Annotated in this window: 15 protein-coding genes; 3 read left to right on the top strand and 12 right to left on the bottom strand. The window is 63.2% G+C overall.

The features are described 5' to 3' along the window. On the bottom strand, nucleotides 1-1083 hold the full coding sequence (locus tag IE097_RS06805; protein WP_189459413.1) for a phage baseplate assembly protein: 1083 nt from the start codon (nucleotides 1081-1083) through the stop codon (nucleotides 1-3). A gap of 313 nt (nucleotides 1084-1396) precedes the next feature. Between IE097_RS06805 and IE097_RS06800 the strand changes: the two genes are divergently transcribed. The 3 genes from IE097_RS06800 (at nucleotide 1397) to IE097_RS06790 (ending at nucleotide 4462) form a co-directional block, all read left to right on the top strand. Further along, complete coding sequence (locus IE097_RS06800) at nucleotides 1397-2197, top strand: HNH endonuclease (RefSeq protein ID WP_189459412.1); 801 nt, start codon at nucleotides 1397-1399, stop codon at nucleotides 2195-2197. A gap of 89 nt (nucleotides 2198-2286) precedes the next feature. Then, nucleotides 2287-2814, top strand: coding sequence for a hypothetical protein (locus tag IE097_RS06795; protein ID WP_189459411.1), 528 nt, complete (start codon nucleotides 2287-2289; stop codon nucleotides 2812-2814). Between the two features lie 268 nt (nucleotides 2815-3082). Beyond that, nucleotides 3083-4462 carry a hypothetical protein gene (locus IE097_RS06790; protein WP_189459410.1) on the top strand — a complete coding sequence of 460 codons (1380 nt, stop codon included), beginning with the start codon at nucleotides 3083-3085 and terminating at the stop codon, nucleotides 4460-4462. Nucleotides 4463-4618: 156 nt separating this feature from the next. On the opposite strand, the gene IE097_RS06785 is transcribed toward IE097_RS06790, so the two are convergent. Genes IE097_RS06785 through IE097_RS06740 form a run of 11 tightly spaced genes read right to left on the bottom strand, consistent with a single transcriptional unit; the run spans nucleotide 4619 to nucleotide 13353 of the window. Continuing rightward, nucleotides 4619-5908 (bottom strand): DNA circularization protein, encoded by a 1290-nt coding sequence (locus IE097_RS06785; protein ID WP_189459409.1) that lies wholly within the window; start codon nucleotides 5906-5908, stop codon nucleotides 4619-4621. Further along, the gene (locus IE097_RS06780) at nucleotides 5908-7551 is read right to left on the bottom strand and encodes a tape measure protein (protein WP_189459408.1); all 1644 of its coding nucleotides are present in this window, start codon (nucleotides 7549-7551) and stop codon (nucleotides 5908-5910) included. Before IE097_RS06780 ends, IE097_RS06785 begins: the two co-directional genes overlap by 1 nt. Further along, on the bottom strand, nucleotides 7529-7657 hold the full coding sequence (locus IE097_RS19475) for a hypothetical protein (protein ID WP_268247085.1): 129 nt from the start codon (nucleotides 7655-7657) through the stop codon (nucleotides 7529-7531). Before IE097_RS19475 ends, IE097_RS06780 begins: the two co-directional genes overlap by 23 nt. Then, entirely contained in the window at nucleotides 7654-8019 is a 366-nt protein-coding gene (locus tag IE097_RS06775; protein WP_189459407.1) for a phage tail assembly protein, read from the bottom strand. Before IE097_RS06775 ends, IE097_RS19475 begins: the two co-directional genes overlap by 4 nt. Before the next feature lie 2 nt (nucleotides 8020-8021). Beyond that, nucleotides 8022-8390 (bottom strand): phage tail tube protein, encoded by a 369-nt coding sequence (locus IE097_RS06770; protein WP_229797468.1) that lies wholly within the window; start codon nucleotides 8388-8390, stop codon nucleotides 8022-8024. A 2-nt stretch (nucleotides 8391-8392) separates the two neighbouring features. Beyond that, entirely contained in the window at nucleotides 8393-9859 is a 1467-nt protein-coding gene (locus IE097_RS06765; RefSeq protein ID WP_189459405.1) for a phage tail sheath subtilisin-like domain-containing protein, read from the bottom strand. Continuing rightward, a complete protein-coding gene (locus IE097_RS06760; protein WP_189459404.1) occupies nucleotides 9856-10086 on the bottom strand; it encodes a DUF2635 domain-containing protein in 231 nt (76 codons plus the stop codon). The genes IE097_RS06765 and IE097_RS06760 overlap by 4 nt, the downstream gene beginning before the upstream one ends. Beyond that, nucleotides 10083-10649: a hypothetical protein gene (locus tag IE097_RS06755; RefSeq protein ID WP_189459403.1), complete on the bottom strand. Its 567-nt coding sequence runs from the start codon at nucleotides 10647-10649 to the stop codon at nucleotides 10083-10085. The genes IE097_RS06760 and IE097_RS06755 overlap by 4 nt, the downstream gene beginning before the upstream one ends. Then, nucleotides 10646-10963: a head-tail joining protein gene (locus IE097_RS06750; RefSeq protein WP_189459402.1), complete on the bottom strand. Its 318-nt coding sequence runs from the start codon at nucleotides 10961-10963 to the stop codon at nucleotides 10646-10648. Before IE097_RS06750 ends, IE097_RS06755 begins: the two co-directional genes overlap by 4 nt. Further along, nucleotides 10963-11307: a DUF2190 family protein gene (locus IE097_RS06745; RefSeq protein WP_189459401.1), complete on the bottom strand. Its 345-nt coding sequence runs from the start codon at nucleotides 11305-11307 to the stop codon at nucleotides 10963-10965. Before IE097_RS06745 ends, IE097_RS06750 begins: the two co-directional genes overlap by 1 nt. A 15-nt stretch (nucleotides 11308-11322) precedes the next feature. Further along, the gene (locus tag IE097_RS06740; RefSeq protein ID WP_189459400.1) at nucleotides 11323-13353 is read right to left on the bottom strand and encodes a prohead protease/major capsid protein fusion protein; all 2031 of its coding nucleotides are present in this window, start codon (nucleotides 13351-13353) and stop codon (nucleotides 11323-11325) included. Between the last annotated feature and the right edge of the window lie 26 nt (nucleotides 13354-13379).

The following is a 13379-nucleotide window of genomic DNA, read 5'->3' as shown; positions in this document are numbered from 1 at the left end:
TCACCTCCATTTCACCTCGTCAAAACCGACCTCCCCGCTCGCTTTGGCACGCCGGCCGCGCGCTTGGGCCGGTGCCGGTTGCGGTGCAAACGCATCCGGCCGCAGCAGATCCAGCTTGGTGACCGGGCCGCGCTCCGGGTCCACCGTGTACTCGAGCGAGGCAATCACCATTTCGGCGTCGACCTGCAGCGCCGCCGCCTTCACCGGCACCCGCAGGTTGGGTGCCCACAGGTCGCCGCTCTGCTGCTGCCAGCCCGCGACCAGCGCCGAAACCGGCGAAGCCCTCGCCGCCCGGGTGTCCCGCTCCCATTGGGCGCGACGCCCAGCCAGCTCCGGCGTCAGTTGGCCGCTGTTCGCCCGGATCACTAGCGGGCGAGAGCGCGTCACCCCGGGGTCGTGTGCCCGCCCGAGCACCGGCATCGCCGGCTCGTCCGCACCACCGCAACACTGGCCCTTGACCAGGTAATCGCTGAAGCGGCCGTCGGCATCGAACGAGGCACTGATCGCCAGCAGGTTGCCGCCCAGCACCAGCGGCGTGCTTGCCCGTTCCCGGCCGGCCTGCGTGACCAGCACGCCACCGGCCGCATCGGCCATGTAGCGCACCCCGGCCAACTGGCAGGCACGGTCGATTGCCCTGAACGTCGTCTCACCGGGCTGGACCTTGAAGGCCGGCAGCACCACGTCGACGACGTCCGGCACCAACCGGACCGGAATGCCCGGGTACGGCGCCAGCAAGGCGCGCAGCAGCCGCGACAGCGTCAGCCCGGACCACTGCCCCGGGCGGTAATCCGGGGCGCAGTCGACCGGATCACAGCTCGCATCGCGCCCCGAAACCGACAGCGTGTAGCGCGACGCTTCCGCCGCCCGTTCGACCTGGCCGATCCAGCCGGTGATCACCGGTTGCCCGGCGATCAGCACCTGCACCCGGTCACCGGTCGAGATTGGCCAATCGAACCACTGCCCCGGCCAGTGCTCGGTCAGCCCGACCGAAAACCGCCCGGACAGTGTCTCGATCGACCGCACTACCGACACGCTCTGCCACCCGCCGTAGCGGGCACCGCCGATCAAAAGGTCGATATCCATGAAGGCCACGCATGAAAAAACCCGCCGGAGCGGGTTTGATTGGAACGTGCCCGGAAAACCGGGCGCCAAGAACAGAGAAACGCTACCTTGGTCAGGTCAAATGTCACATCTTGTCGACAAAAACAAAGCATGCTGTAAGCAGGTGATGCGGAAGCTGCATTGCGTCCGTATGATTGACACGGATAGGCGGACGAGGGCGAGAAAATCTCCATACAATTAAAGAGATACATAACAAAATTCGCGTCAGCATTATTGTGAAATCCACAAGCAGTCCAACCACTCCAATAACTGTTATGCTCACTAGGCTCAAAAAATGAGAAGAAATAGAAACATTAGCAGCATAATTAGCGGCGGACCTTCGATTGATCTTATCTCAGCTGTAGAGCGTTTTGTTTATCGCAACCCTATAGATCAAAACGAAAGCGTTTGCTTCAGTGAAATTGATGACGATCTTCTAAGGATTGCTTTGGAAGCAAGCAGAATCTCAGAAAACACGGCACTGCACAAAGTACTTAGCAACTTGGCTTATATTTACTTTTACTTGCAATTATACGACGACTTAGATTGGACCGACGAATACACCGACTTTGCTAAATATGCAACAGAAATGTTTCAGCACATGAACATCCCTGTCCCGAGCGAATTTCGTCGCAAATCGCCAGAAGAGATAATCGCTGCGCGAGACCAACATAGAAATTTATTCTTGTCCGGGCTTCAATTTTTTGTAAATTCAGCCTTTGCCCATCTTTGGACCAGAAAGGGTTTTTTGTTTGATTTCAACACAAGGCTAGCCGAAAAAATTTCACCTCTTTTGAAGCATGAATACCCAGCACTAGCAAAAGACGGCCAACTTCCCAGGGAAACATATTTCCCTAAATGGCTCGTAGACATGATTATGCTCCGCGAAAGAGGACTATGCCATTATTGTAACTGCATTGTTGCCAGCCCATCTATTGCAAACCAGAGTTATGACATAGATCATATGACACCAATAGCCAACGGTGGAACGAATGACCCTACCAACCTAGTGTTGTCGTGCCCCAGCTGCAACAATAAAAAACGAGCAAAGTATCAAATGATGCCAGATACCTTTTTTTGGCCAAAAATAACCTAACAACGTGTTCAAATCGTTCGCTTCGCTCACTGAGACGCTCCGCCACAATGCGACTCCGTACCCTTAACACTACGTTACTCAGGAATTCCATGAAACAGATTGACATACGAGAAGGTGCAAGAAGGCAACATCGCACAGCCGCACTATTTGCAGTAATTCAATGCTGGTTGCGTGATCTGGATGGACTCGTTTTTAATCGCAACCACCTAGAACGATTGTTAGGATTGGAACGATTTAAAACCACTCGAATTGAGTGGCTACAGGAAGATTTAAAAGAATTTTTTCCGCATCAAGAAGTCTTCTGGATTACCGGGAAAGAAAACTCTTTTCACTCCCTGTTTATCTCAAGAATCCCTCTTAAAGGTAGTCTACCCACAGGAACGATGACAACCGAAAAGAGAATTACTGGAATTCCTAAAGGTGGCCCTCGAATTTCCATATTCAAGATGTGGGCGAAACCAAATGCAGAAAAGATACTACCGGCATTTCAAGCTGCCGCTCCGTTTTTTGCCGATGCGGCCAACTACGATGAGCGCTTGCTCTCGTCTTATTTAGCCCTTCTATCCAGCGGGCAAACTTCACCTCTAAGCCTGCCCCCTTTAGAAGACGAGGGCTAACACTCCAGTCAACTGGGACTGGCTAGCGCGGGCCCGCCACTTCACACGCCAGTCCTTCGGAATTCCATGGATCGATCACGCCCCGACATTGCAAACTCAGCAATTCGCATCTTCCTTCAGGATGTAGGGCAGTTTTACGAGCAGGCACGTGGATTGGATCCATTTTTTTGGGAATCCGCAATTTCGTAACTATAGTGTCTCGGCGTAGCGTAGATGGACGCGTTTCCACCGGCCGGAGGCAAGATTGTTCTAATCGACGGAGCTTGATGTGTATAAATCCCTAGGGCGGCAACTACATGGCAAAGAGGTGTTGATCGACGGCATCGATCTGCTGCGTATCGTACAGAAATACTGCAATCGCAAGGTGGACGCCACCCGTGCGATCTCTTGCGTTGGCGAAGGCACGGCGACTGAGCCTTGGCGGCCCACCAGCATCCAGCAGTGGTTTGAACTGGCATGCCACGTGAAGAAAAACAAAGCCGTACAGTACTTTTGCGTGGCCGGTAGGTTGATCCGGCGCGATATCCAGCATGATCTGTATTTCAGCGACGTAGGCCCCGCCTGGAAAAAGTGGGACCCCGATGCTGATGTCGCCGCAATCGCCACAGCAAACACCACAGCCGAGCTCAACCGGCACGCTGCCGCAGCAGCGTTCCTGCACGGCGACGCAGAGCGTTTCCTAGAGGATGCTAACGCCGCCGACGCCCATGCGGCAGACCTCCAACACCGGATCGACCGAAATAAACAGCTGGCATTCAATGGAAGTGTAGCGCCCACCTACCGGGTAGGCGCGCAGATTATGCGCTCGCCTGAAAATGCGCTACCGCAAAATGCAGCTTGGGCGGCACAGGCGAAAGCCAGCTTGGGCAAGGCATGGCAGGTGGCCACCCCGCTCACCTGGAACGATGCCGCACGCCAGCCTGCGGTGATCCAAGCCATACGTAACATGCTGAGTGGCAAGGCCATACCACTTAGCAAAGACTATTCAAGGCTACAAACGGCGCTGCCGGTTTTCGTTTGCGCCATGTTTATTGCTGAACCCGCCCGCAACATCCGAGCCTTTCTGATCAACCTTATCCTGCTCGACTTGGCGGAGCGCCGCGACTTTACGATCGGCGAGATGTTCTGGCATCCAGAAGCGCTGAATGTGGACAGCGCATTGGCGAAGACGCCAGACTGGAATGGCCATAATTTCGTTGCCGCCGAGGTACATGGCCCGGTCGTAACGCGCACCAACCTCGACCGGGTCACCACCCTAGGCCAGCTGCATCTGGTGGGTGGGATCATGCCAGCCAGCCCCACGAACGGTGGAGCGAAGGGAAAAGTCGAAGCACTTGTAGGCAGTCAGGCCAGCTCCAAGGCGCCCAAGATGGATGTTGATTACATCCACATGAAGGAAGTTTCAGTGCTGTTGCAGTGGATCGCCCTGAAATGCCCGCTATGGAGGGCGAGGCTTGATGGCCTCGCCGACGACAGCCTTAGCCCTCCTTTTGCCGCCATCGTGCATTCGCATCATGCCAGTGCGCCCAAAATACCCAAGAAGTTTTTTGGGACTGCAGATTTAGGCGTGGCAGAGCTGACCAGCGCCCTCGTGGCGTTGGATAGTGCCATCAAAGACCGGTTGGCCAGTGCGGATCAGCAGCTTTGAGCATCCTCGTGATTTTTCCAGCAACGCTGCTGTCAGCATTCACTACCAAGCTGAGTATCAAGTCTCATAAAAGCGGAAGACGCATCGCCTTGGCCATTTCCGGCATGTTTTCAGCGCTCTTTCTTTCGGTCCTTGCTGCGTTGCTGTACTTCTACTTCATGTTTCTCCAGCCATGAGCTGCTGCGATACGATGATCTGAAGCGGCTTATTGCCCGGCACGAATCCCGGCCGGCTGATCCCGTTGCGCTGCACCAGATCGTCGGCCTGGTACGGATCGCCGCAGTAGGTGTAGGCCAGTACCAAGGCCGGCAGCGTGGTCGGCGGCGTTACCGTGACCAGTCGCGGTAGCCGTTCTGTCGGGTCCGGTACCGTGGACAGCAGGCCCAAGCGCAGCAGCGACATCGGCTCGTACACGGCGTCCGGTGCCGCCGGCTGGATCCGATCGATCCGTTGCACCAGTTGATCGCAGGCGGCACGGGCGTCGTCCCAGGTCGTGTACGTCGCCGACGGCAGCAGGATGCCCGCTTCGCTCAGGCAGCTGCGTTCCATCAGCTCGGTCAGCGCCCGGCTGTTGTCCGGTGGTGCGGCCAGACTGTACGGATCACGCGGCACGCCGGCCTTGGGTTGCGCGGGCTGGGGCGTACTGGCCCGTGGTGTGCCTTTCGGGCGCAGGCCGTCGAAGAAGGTCTGGTAGCTGCGCACCGCGTCGGCCGGTCGCGAGAACATCCGCCCGACCGAGGCGGTCATGCTGGTCAGCTGCTGGGCCAGTTCCTCCGGTGCGCGGATCAGCCGGGCGATGTCGTTGCTGATGCGCGTGCCCTGCAGGATCAGGTCGTTCAAACCCGAAAGCAGGTCGCCCATGCCGGCGAGTTCGGTCAGTTGATCGACGTAGCCTTCGACCTGGTTGGCCAGTTTCTCCAACGCGGCGCTGGACTGGCCGACCACCGACCAGACCGACGCCATCGAGGCCGTGGCGCCGTCGACGGTCGCGGCACCGGCGTCGCGGACGCCGCTTTGTGCATCGGCGGTTCGGGTCGGGAATTCGTTCTTGCCCAGTGGCGCGAACGTCAGGTCGAAGCGGACGATGCCGGGATCGCCCGAGCAGGTGCGGCGCGCAATCCCCATTGGCCGGCGTTGTTGGGCGCCGCCCTCGGGCAGCACCAGCTCGCCGGGGCTGCCGTCGCTCTGCAAGGCATCGAACAGCTGCTGCGATGTCGGCCACAGTGCGGCGCCGAGTTCCGACGCGAGCAGGTAGCCCGACACCAGCAGCTCGCCCGCCTTGGCACCGAGGTCGACCACGAACGGAGCATCCCGGAACGGGTATTCGCTGACGTCGACGCGGCGGCCACCGGACTCGAGGCAATCCTCAACCATAAAGCGGATACCGCGCCAGCTGGCCGGCTTCAGCGTCCTGCGCCACTGCTCGTACTTGCTCGGCCCTGCCATCAGTACACCCCCGTTTGCGAATAGCCCTGCGACTGGTCCAGCACGACGCCCGGATCCACTGTCGTGGTGGTGCGGACGCCGCGCGGCATGCCGCTGAAGTCCACGGCGATCCGCGCGCCTGGCGCTGCCTGAGCGTTGTTGCCGGATCCACCCTGCCCGGCCGGTTTCATTACCACCGGTGCCGGCGCCACCGGCGGCGCGGCGCTCTGCCAGACCTTCTGCTGGTCGATGCCGCGATCGTCCGACTCACCACCTTGGCCGATGCCAAGTACAGACAGCTTGTCCCGGATCCATTTGAAAAACCCGGCCAGCGGTCCCTTGGCGTTGACGATGCCGTCGACGATCCAGCCCAGCGGAGTGAAGTCCTTGAATAGTCTGGTGACGAGGTCGACACCCCACCGGAAAGTCTTGACCACCCCGTCCCATAGCCCGTCGATCTCGCCGACGCTTTTGGACCAGCTCAGGTACAGCGCCGTTGCGGCCACGGCAATCGCGGCCAGTCCGGCGACAATCCAGCCGACCGGTGTCGCATACAGCGCCACACCAAGCGACCAGACGGCGGTGGTCAGGCTCACCAGCGACATCAGCAGCGGCCCGGCCAGCACCAAGGCCAGCAGCTTGAAGGCATTGCTCCAGCCGCCGACGAAGCCGACGAACTGCTGCACGCCGTCGACGAAGGCCTTACCGGCGCTCCATGCCTGCTGGAAGCCATCACGGATCATCTGCCCGGTCTTCGTGGCCCATGCCTGCAGCTGGCCGTTCTCGGCCAGCCGGTTGATCTGCTCGAGCCAGCCCGACAGCCTGTCCTTGAGCCAGTCGAAGAGGCCGGTCGCCATCACCATGCTGGCGAAGCGGGTCCACTGGTCCATCAGGTTCGAGAGCATCCCCGACCAGGTCGACGACAACCGGCCCATCGCACCGGCGTACTTGTCGTTCCAGATCGTTTCCAGCGTCTGCTGCACCAGTTTGCGGTTGTTCCTGTTGACCGTGGCCGAGTGCTGTTGCCCCGACCTGTCGGTGTAGGCGAAGGTCGTCGCGTTGCCCTTGGTCGACGCCCTGATGCCCAGCTCCTTCAGGCGCTCGTACTCGCCGGTGACCGCATCGGCGATCGCCTCGACCGACTGCATCAGCGGCTTGCCCATCGCCGCCGAGGTGTCGCCCAGGGACTGCATCAGTCCCCTGGTCGGATCCAGCCCGTAGCTGCGCAGGCGCACGTAGGCTTCGGTGACCTGATCAAGCTCGTACGGCGTCTGCGCCGCGAACTTGCTCACCCAGTCCATCGCCCGTTTGGCCCCGGCCTGGCTGCCCTCGGTCGTTTCGAGCGCCGCCTGCATCCGTTCGAACGATGACGCGACGTCGAGGAACTGCTTCTTGAACAGGTAGCCGGCCGTCGCGGCGACGCCGGCGCCCTTCAGCATCAGCGCGCCGATCTCGCCACCGGCGTTCTTGGTTTTGTCCCAGACGTTGGCGATCGACTTGCCGAACCGTTCCAGCCCGGCCGTGTTGCCGAAGCGGGCGAACGCGCGCTGCATCCGTGTGACCGGGGCGTTGAACTGCTCGAACTTCTTCAGGATGCGGTCGAGCGTTGCGGTCGCCCTGTCGGTGGCCGTGACGACAAATTCAGCCTGGGCCGGTGCACTCATCGAGCGTTTCCTTGATCAACGCATTCCAGAACAGCAGGCCCGCGAGATCGAGGGCCTCCAGCTCGGCCATGCCGAACGAACAATTCAGGGCCAGCGCCCCGATCACTTTTTGCCAGTTCGCCGGCCAGGCACGAAAAAACAGCCGATCACCAGCGAAGCCGTCGCCATGTCGCCCAGATCGAGCTTGCGGATCCGCGGCAACGGCAGCCCGCACAGCCGGCCCAGCAAGGCCAGCACATCGTCGGCCTTGCCGGCGATCAGGTTCTGCACCTTCGCGTCGCGCAGGTCACCGGCGCACGGATCGCGCCGGAACACCAGCACCGGTACCGGGTTGCCGTCCTCGTCCTCGAGTGGCGTGTTCAGCACCAGGTTCAGCCGGCCGTTGGCGTCGATGCTCAGGTTGTCGAGTTCGTCGATCAGCGCCTCGAGCGGCGACTGGTCGGCGTGCAGGTCCATCGTGTCATCCATGTTCAGATCTCCTCGAGTTTGGTCTTGCCTTCGAAGCGCACGTCGAGCTCGGCCTCACCGGTGCTGCCGTTGCCGTCAGCCGCGTACCACATGTTCGCGCCGGTGATGACCTTGCCGTTGGCCAGCTCGAGCGTGACGGTCACGTCGTCGAGCAGGGTCAGCCGGTCGAGGTCGAGATCGGCCTTGTCGGTCAACTTGCCCTCGATATAGGGCAGTTGCGGCGTTTCCTTGAAGCCGTGGATACCGTCGGCGCCGATGATCCCTTCCCGTTTGGGGTTGCCGAGGTTGTAGGTGAAGTCGCCCTTGGCGTCGTACTGGTAGCCGTCCACCTTGAAGTAGATCGTCCCGGCGCGGCGGTTCTGTGTTGCCATGCTCATCCCCTGACGAATTCGATGCGGGTGCCGACCATCAACAGCGGCACGACCAGATCCGGCACCATCAGCAGGTTCAGGTGCGTCGGGTCGGCGCTGTCGATCTCGGCATGCAGGTTGGTCTTGAACGTCTCGAGGTCCTGTACCCAGCCGCGGTCCATCCAGAGCTTGAAGCGCGACACGGCCTCGGCCTCGAGGCCCTTCGGTGTCATGACCGGCTGGCCGGCGCCGAATTTGGTGCCGTCCTTACCGACCTTGTAGCGGCCGCCGAGCAGCTTGTTCAGCACGTAGTTGCGCCAGTCGTAGCGGATCGCGGCCAGCGTCAGCCGGGTGTTCGGGTCGAGGTAGCTCGCGTCGGCGGCACCCAGCGCATTGGTCCGGTAGGTGGTGATCAGGCGCTGGATCGCCACGGTGCGGTCGGTCATCGTCGCCAGTGTCGAGATGCCGTCGTGCAGCAGCAGGTTGTTCTCGGTCCCGGTCAGCTGCGCCGCCGGCTTCGGTCCGCGCAGCCCGGGCAGCGTCAGCGTCTGGAACGGTCTGGCCGTATCCTGCGATGCAGAAAACGCCAGCCGCCCGGCGGTGCCGCCGGCCACACGCCAGACCGCCGAGGGCATGGCCGGCGTGCCGACGATGATGTGGTTCGGCGAGTTCTGTCCGTCACCGAGGTCGGCCAGATCGTCGAACGATTCGATCACCGCCGACACCGCCATGCCTTCGATCTGCCGCGGCGGCTCCCAGCGACTCTCCAGTTCCTGGTCGAGGAGGCGCAGGCTGGCCGCGTCGGTGTACGGGTGGGCGATGATGTTGAACTGCACGTCGCCCATCGCCGCGACCACCTCGGACAGGTCCGGGTTCGTCACGCCCTGCACGGTCTGGCTGATCGCAACCGAGACCCCGGCCGGCAGCACGTCGTCGGCATCGGGGTTGAGGTCGAGCGTCATGCCGTTGCCGGCGGCACCGGCATTGCGGGCGGTGAAGGTCACGCCGGTACCGGCCGTGAGCGCTGTGGTGAACATCACGCCCGGCACGGCGGCGACGGCGGCGACCACTGCCTGGGCCATGGTCGCGGTGTCGTCGCCGGCGAGCACGCCGACACGAACGATATCGCCGGCCAGATCAAGCACCAGCGCACCGTCGCCGCTCGCCGGCCCGGTGATCGTCGCGGTCCAGACCGCGGCGACCGCATCCTCGACGTCCTGCAGCGGGTAATACCAGGTCTCGGTCGTCTGGTTGGCGGCAAAGTAGGCCGTGGCCATGCCGGCGAGCTGCGAGCCGTCGCCGCACTGGGCGATCACCTGATCGGCCGAGGTACAGCGGTACAGACCCGGCACGACCTCGGCCAAGGCCTGCGCGATCAGCAGCACCCGGTACGGTTGCAGCGACAGGTCCTGTCCGGCGCGAACGTTGCTGATTTCGACCTGCGCGCCCGGCACGCGCCAGCCGGCGGGAATGTTGTCGAAACTGATCATGCGGCATCCTCCTTCGTGGTGTCGGTGACCGGTTCGGCCGGCACCGGGAAATCCACGCTGCCGGCGCGGTATCGCCGCAGCCAGTGCCCCTGATGGCGCGCGGCCACCCAGGCGCCGTCCGGCGGCAGGGCCTGACCGGTTTCGGGGTCAAGCACGCGCCGGCCCGGTTTCGGCCGCACGAGGATGCGGTTGCCGCGAGCAGCGGGCTTCGTGGTGGTCTTGTTCATGTCTTCTCCTGCGGCGGAACGATGTCCGTCGCGTCGATCGCACCATCGGCGGGCGCGAGGTCGTAGCGGGTGGTGACGCCGAGCAGCGGCGGCAGTGCCGCCCCGTCGGTCGGGTAACTGACGTCCTGGTACCAGGTCGCGCGCCACGTGGTGACGTAGCCCTGGTAGTCGTGTCCCTGTTCGCCGTCGGCGAAAGCCTCGTAGCGGACCGGCACCAGTTCGTCGGCAAGCTGGCAGTCGCCCTGCCCGGTCGCATCCAGCCGCGGGTTGGCATGAATCGCCGCTTCGACTTCGGCCAGCAGCTGCTTGGCCACGGCGTCGGCCAGCTCGCCACCGGCGATGTGCAGCACGACGATCAGCTCGGTGTCGAACTTGAGTACCCGGGGCGGATCGCTCCAGATCTCGCAACTGGTGACGCCGTCGTAGACATTCAGCGCCGGCATGTCCGCAGCCTGGAAATGCCGGGCACGGTGACGAAAAACGCAGGCCCTAGCCTGCGTCCTGTTGGTCAGCGTCGCCTGCAGCGCGGCGCAGATCGCGTCGAGCTGGTGCTGCTGCGTCATGACCTCACCCCCAGTTGCGCCCGCTCGGTGCCGTCATCGCCGGGTTCGACATTGGCGACCAGCCAGGTCTGGCCACGGAGCGTGATCAGCCGTCGGTGTAGCGTCGTGGTACCGGCCGGCAGGTCGGCCAGCCGGTAGCGTGCGGTCGGCAGGTTGTCGACCAGCGAGATGCCGCCGGGCAAGCCTTCGAGCTTCACCGGCGCATCGAACAGCACCCGGATGACCGTGCCGTCGTCCAGCACGGCCGGTTCGCCGAAGGTGCGCAGCAGCGACCGGAGCGACCCGTACAGATGGCGATCCGCGGGCGAGCCCATCAGATCGCCACGCCGTTGAGTCGGACCCGCACGCTACCGGTGTTGTTGCCGGCGGCCACGGTCGCGACGGCCACGAAGGGCGCCGTCGACGCATCGGCCGGCTTGGTGCCGGTCAGCACATGCTTGGCCGCATCGAAGTACAGCGGACCGCCGACGGTCACTTCGTCGGCAGAGAGCTTGGGCAGGTCGAACACGCCCGAGGTCTTGATCGTCAGCGGCTGGCCGGCCGGCGCGTCGTGGGTCGCGACGCCGAACAGGTGGCCGACGAGGATGGGATCACCCGACAGCGTGTCGGCCACGGCGGTGACGGTCAGGCTGTCGCCCTGTTGCACGTAATTGAGCATGGTGTCTCCTCGGCCTCACTGGCCCTTGTTGCGGGCGATGCCGCGGAAATCCTGCAGGCCGACGCCGATGTCGAGCCGAGCCTTGACCTCGATGCCGTCGACGTCGAAGCCCTCGCGGGTCGCGGTGTAAACGCCGCGCTGGCCCTCGAGGTAGGCCAGCTCGACGATCGGGCACTGCGTCGGGTCGGTCGCCAGATACCAGGCGGCCTTGTCGGCGCGGTCGAGCCGCGGCTCGGCGATGATCTGCAGGTCGTTCTGGTACGGGTTGCTGTCTTCGGCCTTGTTCGGCGAGATCACCGCGATGGCCTTGCTGGCCGCGAGCTTGAGCGAGCGCGGCACGATCAGGTACTTGCTGCCCAGGTTGAGCGCATCGCCGCTCATGTCGGTCTGCAGGCCGATCAGGGTGTCGAGCTCGCCGATGGCGTCGACGCTGATCGCCGCGCCGGTTTCGGCATCGTTGGCGTGGTCGGCGCAGAACAGTGACTTGCCGTCGGCCATCAGCAGATTGCTGATGATCAGGCTCCACACCAGATCGGATTCGAGGTTCGCGGCGGACCGGCCGAAGCGCGCAGCCAGGTTGGTGAACACGCCGAGGTCGTCGTTGATGATGAGCTGCCGGGTCACGCTGATCTTGCGGCCGTAGGTCTGCAACCGGTAGCGCTGCTCGCTCTCGAGCAGCTTCCCTTCCTGATACTCGCCGTGCTCGTCCAGCGGCTTGAACGACAGGTCCTGACCGACCGACACGCCGACCAGCTCGCGGAAATCCGCTGCGGTCCGCTCGCGCACCAGCGGCCAGAAAGTCTGGCCGGCCAGCGCATAGCCCGACTGCAGCACCCGGCTGATGACGTTGCCGAGGATGATCGGGTAGTCGCTGGTCGACGCCATGCCGGCGCCACGGGTGTTGTTCAGTGCCAGATCGGCGATCTCGGCCGGCACCAGCCCGCGGGTCCGGCCGCCGGCGCGCTCGACGCACTCGCGGCCGAGGTCGACCAGCGACATGCCGCGGAAATTGCGGGCCGCGTCGGTCAGCGGGTACTGGCCCGGCTGGGCACGGTGCAGCATCGCCTCGGTCATCGCCGTGCGGCGGACATCGGTTTCGTCGCGGACGGTCTGGACGATGCCGCTGCGCGTCGGCGCCGCCTGGTCGTCGTCGAACAGCCGCTGGAAAATCGCCTCGTGGGCGCGGGCCAGCGGCGTGCCGTTGCCGATCAGCTCGTCGGCCAGCGCCTCGTCGAGGCCGGACTTGCGTACCAGCGTGCGGATCTCGATGCCGCGCTGGCGCTCGGTGGCGACGGCATCGGCCGGATCCGCTGCCGCAGGTGCGGCAGCCGGCTGGCTGCGTTGCTGTGCCGGTGCTGCCGGCGCCGGTTCGATCGCTTGCTGGCGTTCGACTTGCTCGGGCTGAATTGCAGGTTGCGCTTGTTCTTGGTCCATCGGGAGTTCCTCCGTGGGGGCATGGGTGTAGCGGTAATGAATCGGGAAATCCGGCAGGTCGACCGGAACGGCGCTGCGGGTCACGGCGCCGGAATCCGCCGGGATGGGCACCATCGACAGTTCGTAGGGCTCCCAGTCGATGGCGCGGTAGACCGGCGTCTGGCCTTCGGTCTCGGTGATCTCGTAGCCGTGCACGACATAGCCGACGCTGACATTGCGGATCACGCCGTCGACGACGTCCTGCCAGACCGGCTCGACTTCGGCGCGGCGGCTGAAGCGCACCTCGGCATGGCCGAGTCCACCCTCGAGCCAGGCGCGTTCGACCACGCCGATCTGGTCGCTCAGCTCACCGCTGTTGTGGTTGTCGAGCAGACCGGCGCCGCCGTTGAGGCGCTCGAGCCGGATCGCCGCGTCCGACACCTCAAGCTCTTCGATGAAGTAACGCCAGCGCTGCCAGTCGAAGCGGCGGACCGCGGCGCCGGTGGTCCAGACCAGCTCGACCGTGCGCGCGGCTTCGTTGACCGACGTGACGGCATAGGCCCGGCTCTGCAGCGGCAGCCCGCCGCGGATCAGCGGCCGGTCGGGGTCCTGCGTTCTGTCCGGTTTGGACATCGCCACCTCCAGATGTGAAAACACCC

The sequence above is a fragment of the Jeongeupia chitinilytica genome (genome assembly GCF_014652315.1).
GTDB classification, from domain to species: Bacteria; Pseudomonadota; Gammaproteobacteria; order Burkholderiales; family Chitinibacteraceae; genus Jeongeupia; species Jeongeupia chitinilytica.
Note: the sequence above shows the minus strand (reverse complement) of the source record. Positions and strands in the feature narration are given on the sequence as shown.